Raw genomic sequence first — 20,957 nt, 5'->3', positions numbered from 1 at the left:
GAAGAATAGAAAGAGGAGGAAGATAGAAGGATGAATCTGATAGTAGCAGTAGATAAGAACTGGGCAATAGGCAATGGTAATAAACTTCTGGTCAGTATTCCGCAGGATATGAAGTTCTTCCGTGAGACAACAAAGGGGAAGATTGTTGCCATGGGAAGAAAGACGCTTGAGAGTTTCCCGGGAGGACAGCCTCTTAAGAACAGGGTGAATATTGTGCTGACGACGGATAAGAATTACAAAGTGAATGGTGCAGACCTGGTTCATACAATCGATGAGATGTTGGAAGAACTGAAGAAATATCCATCGGAAGATATCTATGTAATCGGTGGCGAGAGTATCTATCGTCAATTGCTTCCTTATTGTGATACGGCATATGTGACGAAGATCGATCATGCCTATGATGCAGATACGCATTTTCCGAATCTGGACACAGATCCGGAGTGGAAGATGACGAAGATCAGCGATGAACAGACGTATTTTGATCTGGAGTATGTATTTACAATCTATGAGCGGGTGCGTTCCTGATGTATTTCTGAAAAAAAGGAATACTGAGAAGATTGATGAATTACAGATAGAAAAAGGAATAGAAAGAGTATTATGAGAATATTGAGCATATCGGCACAGAAGCCGAATAGTACAGGAAGCGGAGTATATCTGACGGAACTTGTAAAAGAATATGCTGCCAAGGGACATGAACAGGCAGTTGTGGCAGGCGTCTACCGGGATGATGTGGTGGAACTGCCGGAGGGGACAGAGTTTCATCCGGTTTATTTTGACAGCGAAGAACTGCCGTATCCGATTGTGGGAATGTCGGATGAGATGCCGTATAAAAGTACCAGGTATTGCGATATGACGCCGGAGATGGCGCGGCAGTTTCGGGAGGCGTTCTTAGGAGTGCTGGTTCCACTGGTGGAGGAATTTGGACCGGATCTGATCCTGTGCCATCATCTGTATCTTCTGACGGCTATTGTAAGAGAGCGTTTCCCAAAGCATAGAGTCTATGGATTCTGCCATAATACGGATCTTAGGCAGATGCAGAAGACGGATCTTGAAAGAGCATATATTGCAGAACAGATTCGAGGACTTGACAGAATCTTCGTGCCGCAGGAGGCTCAGAAGGAAGGCGTGCTGGAGATATACCATGTCTGCCCTGAGAAAATTACAATCCTGGGGATGGGATATAACAATAAGATATTCTATTCGACCGGAGAGAAGAAGGATGATGGCGTGACCAGACTGGTATTTGCGGGGAAGATTGCAGAGAAGAAGGGGGTTATGAGCCTGATGAAGAGTCTGACCCTTCTGCCTGAGAGATTATCGGACGTACCATATGAGAAGGTTCAGGTGCTGCTTGCAGGAAGTGCAGGAAATGAGACGGAATACCAGGAGATTCGCCGTTTGGCAGAGACAGTGCCTTATAATGTGCAGTTCCTGGGAAGGCTTGCGCAGCCGGAACTTGCGAAAATATATAACGCAAGCGATATATTTGTACTACCATCGTTCTTTGATGGACTGCCGCTTACGATTATAGAAGCCCTGGCTTGTGGGAATCGGGTGGTGGTATCGGATCTGCCGGGAGTTCAGAACTGGCTTACGGAATATGCGCCAGGAGCAGATGTCAGATATGTGCCTATGCCGCAGATGAGGAATACGGACGAGCCGGTGCCGGAGTCGTTGCCGGAGTTCGAGGAACATCTGGCGGACGCGTTGGCGGATAGTATCCGGACGAAAGCAAGAAAGACGGCGGATGTCAGCAGGATATCCTGGGAGGGAATTGCGAGAAAGGTAATAGAAGGGATCATAGAAGAATAGTATGACTATATGGATGCCGGGCGATTGCCCGGCATTTTTGTGTGTTTTTATATTTATAGACAACATTTACGCTTGTATATAAGAATACGTGCTGAATATCTTGCTCATGAATAGATCAAAGATAAAAATCCATCGGCTGGATGTGGTTATACCAGATGCCAAATAAATAAAAATCGAAAAGTGAATAAAAATCAAAAAAAATTTAAGCGAAATACATAAAATATGCGTTGCAAATTGACAAAACATGTGTAAAATATTATAATGACAAAGAAATAACAAATATTGGTACAACCAAAATGATGGAGGGATAGAAGGAATGGGTGAATTCAGAATTTTGGAAATCAAGCAAAGTGTATTTGCGGATAATGACAGGCGCGCAGATGAAGTGAGAAAAGAATTAAAAGAGAAGAAAGTATTCTTGCTGAATCTGATGTCTTCTCCTGGGTCGGGAAAGACGACGACACTTACAAGGACAATTGAACATCTGCAGGAAGAACTTCGCATTGGAGTGATGGAAGCGGATATAGATTCAGACGTAGATGCACAGACGATTTCCGCAATGGGAGTGAAGGCGATTCAGCTTCATACCGGGGGCATGTGTCATCTGGACGCAGATATGACGGCGCAGGGGCTTGACGGACTTGAAACAGGGGATATCGATCTTGCGATCCTGGAGAATGTAGGGAACCTAGTCTGTCCGGCGGAATTCGATACGGGCGCGGTTAAGAATGCGATGATCTTAAGCGTCCCGGAGGGAGACGATAAGCCGCTTAAGTATCCGCTGATGTTTTCCATCTGTGACGTGGTGCTGATCAATAAGATCGATGTACTGCCGTATTTTGATTTTGATATGGAAAAGTGTAAGAAAAATATATTGATGAGGAATCCAAACGCTAAGATCATTCCGATCTCTGCCCGAACAGGTGAAGGTATTGAAGAATGGGCAAAATGGCTTCGGGATGAAGTAAAGGAATGGCAGAAATAATATAAAGATATAAAGAGAAAAGAGGAGGGAATGTTATGTTATTTCAGATTTATGGAGATGGTGCCGGATGGCAGCTGCTTGGATGGGTGCTGGTGTTCGCGGCGCTGATACTTGCCAATGAGGTCGCGCGCCGGACTAAGCAGGGCGGTATCTTCTGTTTCCTGGTGATACCGGCTGTGCTGACGGTATATTTTATTGCAATCTATGCAGGTGCGGCGATGGGAGCCGAGTGGGCGCTAGGTAATCCTACTTACGTACATATGAATAGCTGGTTCCATTATGCGAAGTTATATGCCGCTACAGCAGGATGTATAGGCTTCATGATGTTAAAGTATAAGTGGAGCATCGGCAAGACGGAGTGGTTCAAAGTGTTCCCGTTTTTGATCGTAGCGATTAATATTCTGATTGCCGTAGCAAGTGATTTTGAATCTGGTATCCGCGGTGCAATGGCGCTGGCAGAATATGGCGACCGTTGGTGGCTGTCTTCTGAGAATGTATGGCTCTATGGCGGCTGGTGGAACTGGGTGAACGGTATTGCGGGCATCCTGAATATCTTATGTATGACAGGATGGTGGGGAATCTACTCATCAAAAGATAAAAAAGACATGCTCTGGCCGGATATGACATGGTGCTTTATTATCGCATATGACCTGTGGAATTTTGAATATACATATAACAATTTACCGACACATGCATGGTACTGCGGACTTGCGCTTTTGCTGGCTCCGACATTCGCCAATGCGCTGTGGAATAAGGGCGGATGGATTCAGAACCGTGCGAACACATTGGCATTGTGGTGTATGTTCGCCCAGGTATTCCCGATGTTCCAGGATTACAGCCGGTTTACAACGCTTTCTGTTGTATACGCTGATGGATTCATGGATGCGGCAGTAAGACCGACAGCAGCCAATCCAACCATGCAAGGGGTAGTGGCGATTATAGCGCTGGCTGCGAATGTGCTGTGTCTGGCTGTTATTATCAGGCGTTCCATTGAGCAGAAGAAGAATCCATATAAGAATGAGATATTTACAGATCAGAGAGATTATAAACTTGCAATGGCAAGAGCAGAAGAAGTGAAATAAAGAGCATTGATGAGAATCGAAACGAAAGCATCATAGTGCAGAATTATGGACTTTCGTTTCGATTTTTAAAACCTAGTAGTATATTTTCCAGTTGCCGATAATGCATTCAGTCATCGTATAATTAATCCAGTCGATGACGCCCTCTGTATCCCGGTCACGGATATAAGACCATGTCTTGTAATTGCTCTTATATAAAGTGTCGATTCCATATAGCGTACAGAAGCGTTCCCAAAGTGTGAAGATAGGCGCCTGAAATGACTGGAATATAAGAGGAATCAGGGTGTTTCCTGAAATCAGCGCAAATTCATGCTGGAATTCAAAGGCGGCTTGTGTGGCTTCTGAGACGTTCTGGGCGGTTCGGATCAGTTCTACTTTTTCAAAAAGCACCTGTACGTCCTCATCGCTGATATGATCTACGCACAGTCTGGCAGCCAGTATATCAAGGGCGTTCCGGACCTCAAGGATGGAGCGGATCTCGTCATTACGGATGCGGCCGCCATTATATTTCATGATGGCATTGAGCGTGTCGAGGGTTCCCCTTCTGCGATAGTCGGCAACATAAGTGCCGCTTCGGGGTTTGACGATTAGGAATCCCATCTTTTCCAGATCGGAGATTCCTCCGTTCACCACGGCACGGCTTACCTGCATGATCTCGGCAAGCTGCCGTTCAGGCGGGAGTTTTTCACCGATTTTTAATTTGTCGGAAAGAATCATGTGCTGTAATTGCTCTACAAAAAGTTCCCGAAGGGAAGGTGAACTGATTTTTTGAAATTCCATACAAAACCTCCAGATATCATAGCGTTGTTTTGTAGATTATTATAGGGCAAAAGGGATCAGAAAGCAAACTGGAAAATGATATGTAATAGAATCAGAAAGGAGAAAGGAGAAATGAGTATGGACATGAATATGTATAATGAATGGCCGGCAAGACATAAGAATGATAAGAATCCAAGCCCCAAGATCATAGCGCTTGGAAAGAAGATCACGGACGTTGCCGCACACAAGTTAAAAGGAGTAACGGTTGGAGATCCGGAGTATTGGGGACTTGCGGAGATTATTACAGAAGAGATGGCGGAAGTCGGACTCTCTATGAAGTTAAGAACTCCTTATACTTTCAGCGAAATGTGCAAACTGAACCACATTGACAAAGCTGGGGAAGCAAAGTTCCAGAAGTTATTGGATGAGATGAGTTATATCGGACTTCTGGAGTATGATTATGGCTATCACTATGACCATAACGGACGTACGAAAGAGCAGACGGAGAGAAGATATATTCTGCCAATGTTCGTTCCGGGTTCCGCAGAACTTTTTAACATGGAAGAACTTCCGGATGGAAGTAATCCAAGGCTTAGAGATCACCCGGATGTGGCATCTTTTTTCGAACGTATGACCTATATTCCGCTGGCGGGAATTACCCAGATGGTTCCACCCGGTGGCGCAGGAATCGGTATGCATGTTATTCCGGTGGAGAAGGCGATCTCTATGGAGAATCAGTCGGTTGACCTTGAGCATCTGTCTTACTGGCTCAGCAAGTATGAGGGCAAGATCGGAGTCGGACGCTGCAGCTGCCGTGCGTCCCGCAAGGTACTTGGAGATGGATGCGGGGATGATGATTATGGCTGGTGTATCGGCGTGGGTGACTTCGCTGACTACTGTCGTGAGACTGGAAAGGGACACGACATTACCAAGGAAGAGGCGCTGGCGATCCTGAAACGTGCGGAAGATAATGGATTCGTACATCAGATTACCAATATTGACGGCGAGAATAAGATCTTCGGTATCTGTAACTGTAATGTTAATATCTGTAACGCGCTTCGTACCTCTCAGTTATTCAACACACCGAATATGTCCCGTTCTGCCTATGTTGCGCATGTAGAGAAGGAAAAATGCGTGGCGTGCGGACGTTGTGTGGAATATTGCCCGGCAGGAGCGTTAAAACTGGGACAGAAATTATGTACCAAAGACGGCGGAGAGATCGAGTATCCAAGACAGGAACTGCCGGATGCTGTGAAATGGGGACCGGATAAATGGGACCCGGATTATCGTGATCATAATCGTATCAACTGCCATGAGACTGGAACCGCTCCGTGTAAGACCGCCTGTCCGGCACATATTGCCGTACAGGGATATCTGAAGAAAGCGGCACAGGGAGAGTACAGGGAAGCGCTGGCATTAATCAAGAAGCAGAATCCATTCCCGGCAGTGTGCGGACGTATCTGTAACCGCCGTTGTGAGGATGCATGTACCCGTGGAAGCATTGACCAGGCGATTGCGATTGACGCAGTGAAGAAATTCATCGCAGACCAGGATCTGAAGGCAGAGACGAGATACATTCCTCCTGTTGTGATCCCGGCAAGTATCCACAAAGACCGCTGGGATGAGAAGATCGCCATCATCGGAGGCGGCCCGGCAGGTCTTACCGCTGCATATTATCTGGCGGAGAGGGGATATTATCCGACCATATTCGAGAAGAATGAGATGCCTGGCGGCATGCTCCGCTATGGAATCCCTTCTTATAAGTTAGAAAAAGATGTCATTGAAGCTGAGATTGATGTCATGCGCGAGATGGGTGTTGAGATTAAGACTGGCGTAGAGGTTGGAAAGGATGTTACCTTGGATGAACTTCGTGCGCAGGGCTATAAGGCATTCTATATTGCGATCGGCTGCAGCGCAGGACGCCGTCCGGGTATCCCGAACGATACTGCAGAAGGAACGATGACTGCGATTGACTATTTAAAAGAAGCCAATACGGGCAATACGACCTATGCAGGCAAGGTCGTAGTAGTCGGAGGCGGCAATGTCGCAATCGACGCATCCAGAGTCAGCATCCGAAGCGGCGCGGCAGAAGTAACTCAGTTGTGCCTGGAGTCTGAAAAAGAGATGCCTGCATCTGATGAAGAAGTTCGAGAAGCATCCGAAGACGGCGTTATCATTAAGAACGGATGGGGACCGAAAGAAGTGCTTGTTACGGACGGCAAAGTATCCGGTATCGTATTCAAGAGATGCATTTCTGTGTTTGACGCAGAGAAGAGATTCCATCCTGTCTATGATGAGGACGATACCATTACCATAGCATGTGACAGAATCATATTTGCAATCGGACAGCAGATTGTATGGGGAGATCTGTTGAAAGGAACCAAAGTTGAGTTTGGTCGTGGAAATGGCCCTGTAGCGGATTCCCTTACTTTCCAGACGGCAGAGCCAGATATCTTCGTAGGAGGAGATGTATACACCGGACCGAAATTTGCCATAGATGCAATTGCTCAGGGACATTACGCGGCAGAATCCCTGCACCGTTTCGTCCAGGGCGGACATATGACGATCGGACGTAACAAGTGGGAATTCATCGAACTGGATAAGGAGAATATCTCTGTACCAAGTTATGACAATTCTTCACGCCAGATCGAGGGAGTCGATGCATCCGTACCAGACAAATCCTTCCGTGACGCGCATCTGACATTGACCGAGGAACAGGTAAAGATCGAGACTGCAAGATGCTTGGGATGCGGAGCATCCATCGTTGATCCGAATAAATGTATCGGCTGCGGTGTATGTACGACCAAATGCGCCTTTGACGCAATTACGCTTCACAGAGACCGTCCGGAGTGTACGAAGATGGTTAAGGCAGAAGACAAATTCAAGCACATTATTCCATACCAGTTAAAACGTGCGGTGAAGATTGCTACACATAAGAAGGAAAAATAATTATGCATGAATTAGGTGTTGTGTTTTACGTAATCCGGGATGTGAAGAAGATTGCAGAAGAGAACAAAGTGGAGAATGTAGAGACGGTGACGCTGGAGATTGGAGAAGTGTCAGGAGTGGTTCATGACTATCTGATTGATTGCTGGAATTGGGCGGTCAAGAAAGAACCGATTATGGAACATGCGAAACTTCAGATCGAGACGATCAAAGCGGTAACATTCTGCGAAGACTGCAAGAAAGAGTACGAGACGGTGACGTACGCGAAGGTCTGCCCATATTGTCAGAGTGAGAATACATATCTTGTGCAGGGGAATGAATTCAATATCAAAGAGATCGGGGTCACGTAAGAATAAGAGGTGTAAAAAGGACGAGCGGAAATGCGGATTGAACTGCCGCCGGGGGATTCCCTGGCGGCAGTTGCTGGTGTCAGGCATCCGAAGAGTAACAGTTCAGCCCGCGCCATTCGCAAAACACATCTGCGATGCTTCTCCGCTGCTACGCAGCTCTTTTTGCTCATAAAATGGCGCTCTGCTCATAAGCCGGATTGTGTGTTCATTCATGCAAGCATGATTCGCCCACAATCCGGCTTATGGCTGAACTGTTACTCCGAAGAAATTAGATTAAAAATATCCGGTTGACAACTATGGAGGATGTCTACTATAATAGTAGTAATTATCAGAGAAATGCTATGACAAGGAGGAGTACATAAGTACCCGATGCAAAGAGAGAAGATGGCAGGTGGGAATCTTCGTGACGGATTTATGGAAGTAGCCTTTGAGCAGTGAACCGAAAGAGACAGTATCCGATGGATATCCAAAAGCAGCCAGGCATCCGAAAGGAAGCGGCTGGAGATGGTTTGAAGCGGTATTTGGAGACAGACTTGAGTAGACTTCAACGCAGTCCCAGCGTTAGAGGGGAGCGGTATCGGAGAAGACCGGATGGCAGCAATATTGGAAGAATGATTATCAGATGTGTTGTGTAGAGGAGGACATTTCTCCCGTATCGGCAGAGTGCAAAGAGGGAACTCTTTGAAGTTAGGTGGTAACACGGATATTATATTCGCCCTAAGCAGGACAATAGCTTAGGGTGTTTTTTTCGCTATGGAAGGTGAAAAGTATCTGATAGGAGATGAAAAACTTTCTTTCGAACAGGAGGTATGTATATGAAGAAAATCAGCGGTAACAAATTATTGGTAAAAGCATTGAGGGAAGAAGGGGTAGATACGATCTTCGGCTATCCGGGTGCCTGTACGATCGATATCAGTGATGAACTGTATAAGCAGGATTATACGAAGGTAATTCTTCCAAGGCAGGAGGTAGCACTGGTGCACGAAGCAGACGCATACGCAAGATCAACAGGCAAAGTAGGCGTATGCCTTGTAACCAGCGGACCGGGAGCAACGAACCTGGTAACGGGGCTTGCAACGGCATATTATGACAGCGTCCCACTGGTATGTTTTACCGGACAGGTAGCAAGACATCTGATTGGAAATGACGCATTCCAGGAAGTGGATATCGTAGGAATTACAAGAAGCATTACGAAGTACGGCGTGACTGTACGTAAGAGAGAAGATCTGGGGCGTATCATTAAAGAAGCGTTCTATATTGCAAGAACCGGAAGACCGGGACCTGTTTTGATTGACCTTCCAAAAGATGTTATGGGAGAACTTGGAAGCGCAGACTATCCGACAGAGGTGAATATCCGTGGATATAAGCCGAATACCCATGTTCATATCGGTCAGCTAAAGAGAGCGATTAAGATGCTCAGTAAAGCGAAGAGACCATTATTCCTGGCAGGCGGCGGTGTGAATATCGCCCATGCGAATGCGGAATTTAAGGAATTGGTTGAGAAGACGAATGTTCCGGTTGTCACAACCGTTATGGGGCGTGGCGCAATTCCGACGGATCATCCGTTATATGTTGGGAATTTAGGAATGCATGGAGCGTATGCATGTAATATGGCAGTTGGTGAGTGTGACCTTCTGTTCTCCGTTGGTACACGTTTTAACGATAGAATTACGGGAAAACTACATTCATTTGCCCCGCTTGCCCAGATTGTACATATTGATATTGATACGGCGGCGATCTCTAAGAATGTTCAGGTAGATGTGCCAATTGTTGCGGATGCAAAGGAAGCAATTACGAAGATGCTGGAATATGTGACGGAGTGCGATACGAAGAAATGGCTGGATGAAGTAGGCGAGTGGAAGATGGAGCATCCGCTGCAGATGAAGAAGAAGCCGATCATGACGCCGCAGGATATTATCGAGACGATTAACAACGTATTTGATGAATTGATTATGATTACGGATGTGGGACAGCACCAGATGTTTACAGCCCAGTTTATCGAACTGAATGAGAAGAAGAGACTGTTCATGTCGGGCGGACTTGGAACGATGGGCTATGGACTTCCGGGAGCCATCGGAGCGAAGATTGGCAATCCGGATACGCCGGTTATCTCTATCTCCGGGGACGGCGGTATGCAGATGAACATTCAGGAACTTGCTACGGCTGTATTGGAAGAACTTCCGATTATCTGCTGTATTTTCAATAACAGTAATCTGGGTATGGTACGCCAGTGGCAGAAACTGTTCTATGGCAAGCGTTATTCTATGACTTGCCTGCGTTCGGGAGCAGCGTGCAGGGGCAAGTGTGGAGAAGTGGAATGTCCGCCGTATACGCCTGATTTCATCAAACTGGCAGAGAGTTATGGCGCGAAGGGCATCCGTGTAACGAAGAAAGAGGAGATTGAGCCTGCGTTCCGTGAGGCTATGAAGAGTGTTAAGACGCCGATTATCATTGAGTTCGAGATTGATCCTGAAGATCTGGTATATCCGATGATTCAGCCGGGTGGAACTTTGGAAGAGATGATTCTGGATTGTTAGTAGAGGCTCTGGCGATAAGAAAGGTAGGATTATTAGTAGAACTGTTGACAGGAAGATGTTTGCAGATGTTATAAAAGGAGACAGATAGATATGAATGGAAATGGAATGAAAAAGCGTTGGATATCCCTGTATGTAGAGAACCAGGTGGGTGTCTTGTCAAAGATCTCAGGATTGTTCTCGGGGAAATCTTATAATCTGGACAGTCTGACCGTTGGAACAACGGAAGATCCCACGGTATCCAGAATGACGATTGCAACAGTCAGCGATGATGAGACGTTTGAGCAGATTAAGAAGCAGTTGAACCGTCTGGTGGAGGTTATCAAGGTGATAGATTTTACGGATGTATTTGTCCGTATGAAGGAGATTATGTATATTAAAGTGCGAAGATGCACGCCGGAGGATAAGGTAGAGTGTTTTCAGATTGCCGAGACATTCAAAGCAAAGGTGATTGATTATGGAAAGGATAGCCTGCTGCTTGAGTTCGTGCAGACGGCAACGAAAAATGACGCGGTAATTAAACTGATGAAGGAAGAATTTAAGAGTATTGAGGTTGTACGCGGCGGAAGCGTGGGAATTGAGTCGATCAGTATGATGGAGCGTTAGATTCTATATCCTGCTACTCCTCAAGGTTTTCGTGAAAAAAACAGAGTGCGCTCTTGAATTTTGTGCGGTACAGTATTATAATAGGTGCAGATGTTAAAAATAATCAAGAAATGAGTTAATAAAGGACGGAGGAATTTAAAATGGAGAAGAAGAATATTGATTGGTCTAATCTGGGATTCGGTTACATACAGACAGATAAGAGATACGTTTCCAATTATAAGGATGGAGCGTGGGATGAAGGTACATTGACCTCCGATGCCAATGTAGTGATTAATGAGTGTGCATGTGTGCTTCAGTATGCGCAGACATGTTTTGAGGGCTTAAAGGCTTATACAACAGAGGATGGACATATCGTAATGTTCCGTCCGGATCTGAATGCAAGCAGAATGGCGAATACCGCAAAGCGTCTGGAGATGCCGGTATTCCCAGAGGATAGATTCATTGAGGCAGTACATCAGGTTGTTGAGGCGAATGCGGCATATGTTCCGCCATATGGATCAGGAGCTACATTATATCTCCGTCCGTATCTGTTCGGATCTAATTCTGTTATCGGTGTAAAACCGGCAGAAGAGTATCAGTTCCGTGTATTTGCAACTCCGGTTGGACCATACTTCAAAGGTGGCGCTAAGCCGATTACCATCCGTGTATGTGATTTTGACCGTGCAGCTCCGCATGGAACCGGTCATGTAAAGGCAGGACTTAACTATGCAATGAGCCTTCATGCAATTGTAGATGCACATAATCAGGGATATGATGAGAATATGTACTTAGATGCAGCAACCAGAACCAAAGTAGAGGAGACTGGTGGGGCGAACTTTATCTTCGTTACGAAGGATAATAAGGTTGTAACACCGAAGTCCAATACGATTCTTCCTTCTATTACAAGACGTTCTCTGATGTATGTAGCAGAGAAGTATCTTGGATTAGAGGTAGAAGAAAGAGAAGTATACTTTGATGAAGTGAAAGACTTCGCAGAGTGCGGTCTGTGCGGAACAGCAGCAGTCATCTCTCCGGTAGGCAAGGTGGTAGATCACGGCAAAGAGATCTGCTTCCCAAGCGGAATGGATGAGATGGGACCGATCACCAAGAAGTTATATGATACTTTGACAGGAATCCAGATGGGTCATATCGAGGCACCGGAAGGATGGATTCATGTAGTTTGCTAAGAAAGTGGCATAAGTGCCGCGGTTCGTGGATAAGAATAGATAGGATGAATGACAGAGACTGCTCGTCAGCCAGGAGGGATTCTGGGGGATGAGCAGTTTTTTTGTATGAGATTAGTGAAAAGGGACAGGGAGAATTCAAAAAGGGACACGGCAAATCGAATTGGGGACGGGGGAAATTGAAAAAACCCCCGTTCCCAATGAAATAAACAGTGTAAAACAGTTGACAACAGTTATAAACTGTTATATACTGTTTATAACGAAGGAGGGGTAACATGAAGTTGATTATTAATCATTCTTCCATGCAGCCTATCTACGATCAGATTGTAGATCAGTTGAAGGGCAAGATTATGCAGGGGGAATTGCAGGAGAATACGATGCTGCCATCAGTTCGTACGCTAGCGAAAGAATTAAAAGTCAGTGCACTGACAGTCAAGAAAGCATATGATGCCCTGGAGCAGGAAGGATTCGTGAATACGATCCACGGCAAAGGAAGTTATGTTGCATTTGCCGGGCAGGAATTAATGCTGGAGGAGAAGAAGAAGGAAGTAGAAGCTGATTTGGAGAAGGCCATCCGAAAAGGCAGAAGCTGTGGAATGAATGATCAGGAGATCAGAACTTTATTCGAGATTGTTTTGGAGGATTAGCAGGATGTTGAGATTAGAGAATGTACAAAAACAATATAAAGGATTCCAACTGAATTGTTCGCTGGAAGTGCAGGAAGGATGCGTTACCGGATTGATCGGGAAGAATGGAGCAGGTAAGAGTACAACATTCAAGGCGATATTGGGACTGATTCATGCGGATGATGGGCAGATTGAGGTGCTTGGAAAGCCGGTATCTGAACTCGGGATCAAAGACCGGGAAGAGATTGGAGTTGTCCTGGCAGATTCGGGATTCAGCGGCTATCTGACGATTAAAGACTTGGTAGAGATGCTTGGAAGCATGTACCAGAACTTTCAGAGAGGCTATTTTCTTAAGAAATGCGAGGAATTCGCTCTTCCGACGGATAAATTGATTAAGGAATTCTCAACGGGAATGAAGCGGAAGTTACAGGTACTTGCAGCGATCTCCCATGAGGCGAGATTATTGATCCTTGATGAGCCTACTGCGGGATTGGACGTGATTGCAAGAGACGGGCTTCTTGATCTTCTTCGGGAGTACATGGAGCAGGAAGGACGATCAATTCTGGTCAGTTCCCATATCTCCAGCGATCTGGAGGGGCTGTGCGATGATATCTATATGATAGATGATGGACAGATGATCCTGCATGAGGACACGGATGTGCTGCTGAGTGATTATGCGATCCTGAAAGTAACAGAAGAACAGTACGAGACTTTGGATAAGGAATACATTCTGCGTCACAAAAAAGAAGGATTTGGATATAGTTGTCTGACGGATCAGAAGCAGTTTTATCTGGAAAATTATCCGAAGATTGCGATAGAAAAGGGCAGTATTGATGAATTGATTATGATGATGGTGCGAGGTGAAGAGTAATGAAGGGACTATTGGTGAAAGATATAAGATTAATGCTGAATCAGAAACAGTTCTTTGGAGTGGTTGCGCTGATGGCGGTCGTATTCTTAAGTGTGTATTCTGATCCAAGTTTTGTCATTAGTTACATTACACTAATGTTTTCGATATTTACGATCAGTACGATCAGCTATGATGAGTATGAGAATGGGATGTGCTACCTTTTTACATTGCCGATCAGCCGTAAGGGATATGTAAGGGAAAAATATATATTTGGAGTGATCACAACATTGCTGTCATTCACAGTCATCTCTGTGCTGTCATTCATTGCGAGCGCCATCAGGCATATTGGATTTGATGTGAAAGAGTGGATCTTTACCGGTGTGACCAGTCTCTTGCTGATTACGCTTGTGCTTGCAGTCAATATCCCGCTTCAGTTGAAATTCGAAGCAGAAAGAAGCCGTATGGCAATGCTGGTCACCTTCGCGGGTGCGTTCGTAGTTGCTTATCTTGTTGTGAAAATCACTTCGCTTGTGGGAGTGGATATGGTGAAACTGATTGAAAGGCTTGCGGAGACGAATCTGAAAGGTTGCGTGGTATTTGCATGTGCGGTATGGGCTTTGGGAATGCTGATTTCTTATCTGGTTGCTGTGCGGGTGATGGAGAAGAAGGATTTCTAGGGGAGCGTATGGATATATTATGTGTGATAGGGCTGATTGTATTTGCGTATTATGTTTTGGTGAAGAGAAAGAAATAGAGAATCTCCGGATGGCAGACGGCTGTCCGGAGGTTTTTTATAAAAGAGTAAAATAAAGAATAAATTTGTCACATTTTTGATGCTGAAGGGCTTATGCTGTATAGAGAGGATGAAATAATGGAATGGTGGGTGTCATTCATCATATTTCATGCGTAGAGATTATATGAATGGCAGGAAAGAGGCTTGAAGATGCTGGCGATATTCTTAAGTGAAATAGGGGAAGAACAGAATAAAGGGAAATTCGAGGCGATAAAAATGGGATATTATTGAAGATGTTTACTCGAAAGATGCATGGAATTACAGAATCACAGATAGAAGGAAAAGAACTTTCAGATATACTGGTACATATGATTCTTGATTTGTCGGAGAGATGCCGCAATGTGTTGTATCTGCATTATTATAATGAACTATCCTATGCAGATATTTTGGATATGACAGAAACTAATGCCAGGCAGATTGCAAGGCGCTCCAGGAAGATATTGATAGAGAAGATGGTTGAGAGGGTGCTTATGTATGAGTAAAGACATATTGCCTGAGTCCTTGTTTAAAGAAGCGGTGGTAAAAACCTGTGAGATAGAACTCTCAGTCTATGAAGCGAAGATTATGCATACAAAGAGCATTGTGTTCTGACAGTTTCGCTTTTTATGTGGCGCAGATCATCAGAGTGTTTCAGATTGGAATCGATAAGTGCCTGGAGTCGGGGTTCGAAGAATTAGAGTTAGGCGCAGTCGGCTCAGTGTTTATGACCTTGGGTCCGGTTGTTGCCGGGCGATGGCGGCAGACCCGGAACTAATTCTGGCAGATGAACCCACGGGGAATCTGGATTCGAATGCCTCCCGAGTGGTCATTCAGACATTATTCCGGATTAATCAAGAGATAGGGAAGACGAGCAGAAACTGTTCTATCGCAGGATACTGAAGAATATAGGCAGGGTCTGATAAAAGATAAGACAGCGAAAACCCGCTTGCCAGTAATGGTAGCGGGTTTTCGTTGTTGTTATAGTTATCGAAAGGAATGAGAGTAAAGTGCAGCACCTTGCTTAGAGGTGCTCTTACTTTATGAGGGGGATGATAGTTGATGTGTTCTTCAACTATCTGATTTATAGTATATAAGATAAATGTGTCCAAAGTATGTGTATTCTCTTAAAGAAATCGAAAAAGTCTTAATGCATTCTTAAGTTCTCCTACAGACGATGGCTGTCGATGATCAGCCTTACCGACCGATATAAAAACGGCTTATACTGTTCGATCGGAAGCGGCTCCTGATACAAGATGGAGTTATATCCGGTGGACCCTGCAAGTTCTACGATGGTAAACAGCATGACGTCGACATGCTCATATTCGTACTTATCATCTGCGATCATACGAAGGAAGATCTCGTAGAAGTCATTGTCTGTGCTCTCTCCGGTCAAGAGTGCGGATCTTAATGCTCCCATCACTAGGTTCTTGGAAATGAAGTTCAAAAGGGGCTTGTTCTCAACCAAAGTATCTATGATGTGATCGATAATGAAGATTAACTGTTCTTCCAGACCCTGTACATGTTCTGCATCCAGAGCGCTCTTGGCTTCGCGGAAGAGTTCGTGGGTCTTGTGGGCGATGAGCTTGTTCTTGATATCGTATTTGTCTTTAAAGTATAGATAGAAAGTTCCCTTGGCAACTCCGGCTTTCTCTACGATATCGGAGATTGCGGTAGAATTAATCCCTTTGGTCGTGAAGAGTTCGTATGCGCTGTTAAAAAGGGTCTCTTTCTTTTTCTTCTTATTTTCGTCAACTTTTCCCATAATGTACACCATCCTTATCCCTATTATAACCAGAGATTTCCTGTTGTTGCAAGAGATTTATAAAAAAATGACCAAAAGTCAAAAAAGGTATTGACTAATGGTCATTTTTAATGTATATTGCATATGTTGATAAATGACTGTTAGTCAGAAATGAAAAGGAGCAAACAGGTATGGTTAAGTTTGGAAAGAAAGTGGTGAAGTACAGAGTACCGATATTAATCATCAGTATCTTGCTGCTGATTCCTTCTGTACTGGGGTATGTGAATACCAGAGTGAATTATGATGTCCTTACTTATCTTCCGGAGGATATTGAGACCATGAAAGGTCAGGAGATTATGACGGAAGACTTTGGGACGGGAGCCTTCTCCATGTTTATCGCAGACGGCATGGAAGATAAGGATGTTGTGAAGTTAAAAGCGAAGATTGAGAAGATTGACCATGTGGAGAACGTCCTGTGGTACGATTCTGTGGCAGATATCTCCATACCGGAGAGTATGCTTCCGGATGAACTGTATGAGGTGTTTAACTCTGATACAGGTACGATGATGGCAATCTTCTTTGACGAGGGGACTTCATCGGACGGAACGATGGAAGCGATTGAGGAGATCCGTAACGTTGCAGGAAAGCAGTGTTTTGTAAGCGGTATGTCTGCAATTGTTACCGATACGAAGAATCTGGCGGAAAAAGAGACTCCACTCTATGTATTGATTGCGGTTGCATTAGCGGTTATCGTGCTGGGACTGACCATGGATTCTTTCTTTGTGCCGATTCTCTTCCTGCTGAGTATCGGAATCGCGATTCTGTACAATCTGGGAAGCAATTATTTCTTAGGGGAGATCTCTTATATCACGAAGGCACTGGCAGCAGTACTGCAATTGGGAGTTACGCTGGATTATTCCATCTTCCTGATGCATAGTTATGAAGAGCAGCAGGTTCGGTACAATGGTGACAAGGAGAGAGCAATGGCACATGCAATCTCGCATACATTTTCGTCTGTAATCGGAAGTTCCGTTACAACGATTGCCGGATTCATTGCACTTTGCTTCATGAGTTTTACATTGGGAATGGATATTGGCGTTGTTATGGTGAAGGGTGTTGTATTTGGCGTAATCGCTTGTGTAACGATTCTGCCGTCCATGATCCTGTGCTGTGACAAACTGATCGAGAAGACGAAGCACAGACCATTGATTCCGGATGTTGGAAAGATATCAGAGAAGGTTACGAAGAGGTATCTGTGGTATGTGGCTGCATTCCTGATCCTCCTGGTCCCGGCAATCTATGGCAATAACCATACCGGTGTTTATTATAATCTGGATGAGACACTTCCGAAGAATCTGCCGAGTATTATAGCAAATGAGAAATTAAAAGAAGACTATGATATGAATACAACCCATATCCTGCTTCTGGATAGTTCGGTTCCATCTTCGGATGTCAGCAAGATGTTAAAGAAGATTGAGAAGGTAGACGGTGTCAAATGGGCATTGGGGCTGGATAAACTGGTAGGGCCGGGAGTTCCTTCGGATATGCTGCCGGAATCTGTTACCAGCATGTTGAAGAATGACAAATACCAGATGGTAATGGTCAATTCTATTTACAAGGTAGCATCGGATGAAGTCAACCAGCAGATTGAAGAGATCAATGAGATCATGGATCAGTATGACGAAGGAGCGATGCTGGTAGGAGAAGGACCGCTGACGGCAGATCTGATTAAGATTACGGATAAGGATTTCCGGACGGTTAGCGCAGTGTCCATTGGAATTATATTTGTCATTATCCTGATTCTTTTTAAATCCATATCATTGCCGTTCATCCTGGTTGGCGTGATTGAGTTTGCGATCTTTGTTAATATGGGAATTCCGTTCTATACGGGAACGACGCTTCCGTTCGTTGCGTCCATTGTAATCGGTACGATTCAGTTGGGATCGACTGTGGATTATGCGATCCTGATGACTACAAGATATAAACGTGAGCGTAATCATGGAGCGGGCAAATATGATGCGATTACGACGGCGCATAAGGCAAGCGCTCAATCGGTTATTGTAAGTGCGCTGAGTTTCTTCGCTGCTACGATTGGTGTTGGCCTGTATTCGAATATTGATATGATCAGTTCGCTGTGTGTTCTGATGGCAAGAGGTGCGATTATCAGTATGATTGTCGTGGTATTCATTCTTCCATCGATGTTCATGGTATTCGATAAGGTGATTGTAAAGACGAGTAAAGATTTTCTGCCGAAGAAGGCAGACAAATAATAGGAGGTATTTTTCATGAAAAATGATATGAAGAAGAAGGTAATGGCTGGCTCTATGGCATTGGTGATGGCAGCGGGGCTTGCAGGAACTTATGGATATCAGCAGTCTGTACCGGAAGTCAAAGCAGAAGATAAAGATGTGGAAGCACTGGAAGAGGCAGCAACGAAAGCACTGGGAGACAGCACGGAGGAAAATACGGGCGAGGCTTTCAAAGAGGAATCCGTATATGTGAAAGCAGATCCGTCCGGCAAGGTTACCAGCACGACGGTGACAGAATGGCTTAAGAATCCGGGCAGCGGTACATTTGCCGATGTAACGGGGCTTGATGATGTTAGGAATATTAAAGGAGATGAGGAGTTCACGAAGGGAAGCGGCGAGGAAGTGAACTGGAAGTCTGAAGGAGATGATATCTATTATCAGGGTACGACGGATCAGGAACTGCCGGTGGATGTGAAAGTCTCCTATAAGCTGGATGGCAAGGATATTTCCGCAGAAGATCTGGAAGGAAAAGACGGCAAAGTCGAGATCCATATTGATTATGATAACAAATCCAAAGAGACGGTGGACGTAAATGGGGAGCAGGTGGAGATGTATACTCCGTTTACCATGGTAACGGCGATGATGCTGTCTGCGGATGAGTATTCTAATATTACGATCGATCATGGAAAGATTATGTCGGATGCGGATAAGAATATCGTTGTTGGGCTTGGATTCCCGGGTCTTTCAGAGAACCTTAATCTGGATGATGCAGATCTGGATATTGATATCCCGGATAGTGTGACGATTACGGCTGACGTGAAGGATGCTTCTGTGGGACCGACGATTACGGTGGCTTCTTCAGAGATTATGGATGAGTTCGATCTGAGTGATGTGAATGATTTTGACAGTCTGGAGGATTCTATTGGGCAGCTGGAAGATGCGGCGGATCAGTTAGTGGATGGGTCGAAAGAAGCTGCGGATGGATCGAAGGAACTGGCAGATGGGTCTAAGACGTTGGCAGATGGATCGCAAGAGTTAGCGAGTGGGTCTAAGACGTTGGCAGATGGGTCTAAGGAATTATCTGACGGGGTAAACACGCTGAATGATAAGAGTGGAGAACTGATCAGTGGAGTGAATACGTTGGCTGACGGGGTTGGCACTTATACGAATGGTGTGACGGGATTGTATCAGGGAAGTGTGTCAATTGCAGAAGGGGCAGCGCAATTGCAGGCAGGAGCAAAGAGCCTGAATGAAGGTGTTCAGCAGGCAGCGGCAGGAGCGAATAATCTGACAGTCGGAGCGCAAAGTGTGAAAGAGGGAATGGCATCAGTCGGCAATAATCTTGGAACAGTGTCTGCAGCGCTTGGCAATGTAACAGCAGAGAGTGTGATGGCAGGTGTTGATGTGACAATCAGTAATGAAAAGGCGACACTTACAGAAGAACAGATATCTGCAATTGTAGAAGCAAATTTTGCAAATGCAGATGATGCTACCAAAGCACAGGTAAGAACAGCCATCAATGCAGCATTAGAGCAGAGTACGGTTAGTGCGGATACGGCAAAATCATTGAATGCTACAGGCAAGACGGTTGTAGGCACAGTGGGTCAGGCGAAAAAAGGGGTAGATGATATACAGACGGCAGTGAATTCTCAATTAGTACCAGGAATTGCCAGTATCCAGACAGGCGCAGGTCAGCTTGCAGGAATGCTTGGTCAGGGAGATGGTCAGGTACAGACCATTGGCTCGGGTGCAGCAACACTGGAAGCAGGAACAAAGAGTCTGGCAGAAGGCACTCAGACCCTTTCGGCAGGCGCAAAACAGTTGCGTGATAACAGTGCGCCGTTGATTGCAGGAATGGAGGCCCTGAAGCAGGGAGGTTCCCAATTGGCAAGTGGTGTAGGTCAGCTTGCTAATGGTGCAGGCCAGGTATCTAGTGGAGCGAGTGCCCTTGCCGATGGAAGCCGGCAACTTGCCGATGGAAGCCAGCAATTAGCAGACGGCAGCCAGCAGCTTGCAGATGGCAACCAGCAACTCGCCGACGGAATGTCCGAGTTCAAGACAGAAGGTATCGACAAACTGACAGAAGTATTCGATGGTGATATCCATAACGTGACATCCAGAATTGATGCTATGTCAACATTAGGAAAGAGTTACAAGTCCTTCGCAGGTATCAAAGATGGCATGAACGGAAGTACCAAGTTCATCATCGAGACCGTAGGCGTGGAAGAAAAATAAATATAGAAAAGATGAGAATTACAGCGGCGTGTCGTGATAGATGCGCCGTTTTTGATGTGCACAAGTGTCCGGAGGGAACTGCGGTGGCAGGTTTCGTAGGTAAAAGGGACACCATGATTTCAAAAAGGGACAGGGCAAATTCAAAAAGGGACACGGCAAATTGAATCGGGGACGGGGGAAATTGAAAAAACCCCCGTCCCCTAAATTGCAAAGGATACCGCCTCATGCTATAATGAATCCAGTCATATGA

At 45.3% G+C, this 20,957-nt stretch carries 18 protein-coding genes; 16 read left to right on the top strand and 2 right to left on the bottom strand.

Going from position 1 to position 20,957, the window contains the following annotated elements:
* Positions 1-30 precede the first annotated feature (30 nt).
* The 4 genes from ACQRBN_RS10515 (at position 31) to ACQRBN_RS10500 (ending at position 3,879) form a co-directional block, all read left to right on the top strand.
* Entirely contained in the window at positions 31-525 is a 495-nt protein-coding gene (locus ACQRBN_RS10515; RefSeq protein WP_427738935.1) for a dihydrofolate reductase, read from the top strand.
* A gap of 72 nt (positions 526-597) precedes the next feature.
* Positions 598-1,812, top strand: coding sequence for a glycosyltransferase family 4 protein (locus ACQRBN_RS10510; RefSeq protein ID WP_427738934.1), 1,215 nt, complete (start codon positions 598-600; stop codon positions 1,810-1,812).
* A gap of 316 nt (positions 1,813-2,128) precedes the next feature.
* A complete protein-coding gene (gene hypB / locus ACQRBN_RS10505; protein ID WP_427738933.1) occupies positions 2,129-2,797 on the top strand; it encodes a hydrogenase nickel incorporation protein HypB in 669 nt (222 codons plus the stop codon).
* A gap of 35 nt (positions 2,798-2,832) precedes the next feature.
* Positions 2,833-3,879 carry a DUF5692 family protein gene (locus tag ACQRBN_RS10500; protein ID WP_427738932.1) on the top strand — a complete coding sequence of 349 codons (1,047 nt, stop codon included), beginning with the start codon at positions 2,833-2,835 and terminating at the stop codon, positions 3,877-3,879.
* 72 nt (positions 3,880-3,951) lie between these two features.
* Here ACQRBN_RS10500 and ACQRBN_RS10495 read toward each other — a convergent pair whose 3' ends face one another.
* Positions 3,952-4,656 carry a FadR/GntR family transcriptional regulator gene (locus ACQRBN_RS10495; RefSeq protein WP_427738931.1) on the bottom strand — a complete coding sequence of 235 codons (705 nt, stop codon included), beginning with the start codon at positions 4,654-4,656 and terminating at the stop codon, positions 3,952-3,954.
* A gap of 123 nt (positions 4,657-4,779) precedes the next feature.
* On the opposite strand from ACQRBN_RS10495, the gene ACQRBN_RS10490 reads away from it, so the two are divergent.
* The 10 genes from ACQRBN_RS10490 to ACQRBN_RS10445 all read left to right on the top strand — a co-directional run bounded on the left by ACQRBN_RS10490 (position 4,780) and on the right by ACQRBN_RS10445 (position 15,257).
* Positions 4,780-7,584, top strand: coding sequence for an FAD-dependent oxidoreductase (locus ACQRBN_RS10490; protein ID WP_427738968.1), 2,805 nt, complete (start codon positions 4,780-4,782; stop codon positions 7,582-7,584).
* A 2-nt stretch (positions 7,585-7,586) separates the two neighbouring features.
* Positions 7,587-7,931, top strand: coding sequence for a hydrogenase maturation nickel metallochaperone HypA (locus ACQRBN_RS10485; RefSeq protein WP_427738929.1), 345 nt, complete (start codon positions 7,587-7,589; stop codon positions 7,929-7,931).
* An 815-nt stretch (positions 7,932-8,746) separates the two neighbouring features.
* Positions 8,747-10,468 carry a biosynthetic-type acetolactate synthase large subunit gene (gene ilvB / locus ACQRBN_RS10480; protein WP_427738928.1) on the top strand — a complete coding sequence of 574 codons (1,722 nt, stop codon included), beginning with the start codon at positions 8,747-8,749 and terminating at the stop codon, positions 10,466-10,468.
* Between the two features lie 90 nt (positions 10,469-10,558).
* Positions 10,559-11,071, top strand: a complete 513-nt coding sequence (gene ilvN / locus ACQRBN_RS10475) for an acetolactate synthase small subunit (protein ID WP_427738927.1) — start codon at positions 10,559-10,561, stop codon at positions 11,069-11,071.
* A 140-nt stretch (positions 11,072-11,211) separates the two neighbouring features.
* Positions 11,212-12,237 carry a branched-chain amino acid aminotransferase gene (locus ACQRBN_RS10470; protein WP_427738926.1) on the top strand — a complete coding sequence of 342 codons (1,026 nt, stop codon included), beginning with the start codon at positions 11,212-11,214 and terminating at the stop codon, positions 12,235-12,237.
* 272 nt (positions 12,238-12,509) lie between these two features.
* Positions 12,510-12,881, top strand: a complete 372-nt coding sequence (locus tag ACQRBN_RS10465) for a GntR family transcriptional regulator (protein ID WP_427738925.1) — start codon at positions 12,510-12,512, stop codon at positions 12,879-12,881.
* A gap of 4 nt (positions 12,882-12,885) precedes the next feature.
* On the top strand, positions 12,886-13,731 hold the full coding sequence (locus ACQRBN_RS10460) for an ABC transporter ATP-binding protein (RefSeq protein ID WP_427738924.1): 846 nt from the start codon (positions 12,886-12,888) through the stop codon (positions 13,729-13,731).
* Complete coding sequence (locus ACQRBN_RS10455) at positions 13,731-14,387, top strand: ABC-2 transporter permease (protein ID WP_427738923.1); 657 nt, start codon at positions 13,731-13,733, stop codon at positions 14,385-14,387. Before ACQRBN_RS10460 ends, ACQRBN_RS10455 begins: the two co-directional genes overlap by 1 nt.
* A 349-nt stretch (positions 14,388-14,736) precedes the next feature.
* Positions 14,737-14,985, top strand: coding sequence for an RNA polymerase sigma factor (locus ACQRBN_RS10450; RefSeq protein WP_427738922.1), 249 nt, complete (start codon positions 14,737-14,739; stop codon positions 14,983-14,985).
* A 68-nt stretch (positions 14,986-15,053) separates the two neighbouring features.
* The gene (locus tag ACQRBN_RS10445) at positions 15,054-15,257 is read left to right on the top strand and encodes a hypothetical protein (protein ID WP_427738921.1); all 204 of its coding nucleotides are present in this window, start codon (positions 15,054-15,056) and stop codon (positions 15,255-15,257) included.
* Positions 15,258-15,647: 390 nt separating this feature from the next.
* Here the strand turns inward: ACQRBN_RS10445 and ACQRBN_RS10440 are convergent, their stop codons facing one another.
* The gene (locus ACQRBN_RS10440; protein WP_427738920.1) at positions 15,648-16,244 is read right to left on the bottom strand and encodes a TetR/AcrR family transcriptional regulator; all 597 of its coding nucleotides are present in this window, start codon (positions 16,242-16,244) and stop codon (positions 15,648-15,650) included.
* Between the two features lie 170 nt (positions 16,245-16,414).
* On the opposite strand from ACQRBN_RS10440, the gene ACQRBN_RS10435 reads away from it, so the two are divergent.
* Both ACQRBN_RS10435 and ACQRBN_RS10430 read left to right on the top strand, forming a co-directional pair.
* Positions 16,415-18,493, top strand: coding sequence for an efflux RND transporter permease subunit (locus ACQRBN_RS10435; protein WP_427738919.1), 2,079 nt, complete (start codon positions 16,415-16,417; stop codon positions 18,491-18,493).
* Positions 18,494-18,508: 15 nt separating this feature from the next.
* Positions 18,509-20,707, top strand: a complete 2,199-nt coding sequence (locus ACQRBN_RS10430) for a hypothetical protein (RefSeq protein ID WP_427738918.1) — start codon at positions 18,509-18,511, stop codon at positions 20,705-20,707.
* The last annotated feature ends 250 nt before the right edge of the window (positions 20,708-20,957 follow it).

Origin of the sequence: Bariatricus sp. SGI.154 (assembly GCF_050313795.1) — a bacterium.
Taxonomy (GTDB): domain Bacteria; phylum Bacillota; class Clostridia; order Lachnospirales; family Lachnospiraceae; genus CAMBRQ01.
The sequence above is the reverse complement of the archived record's forward strand: the minus strand, read 5'-3'. Positions and strand labels throughout refer to the sequence as shown.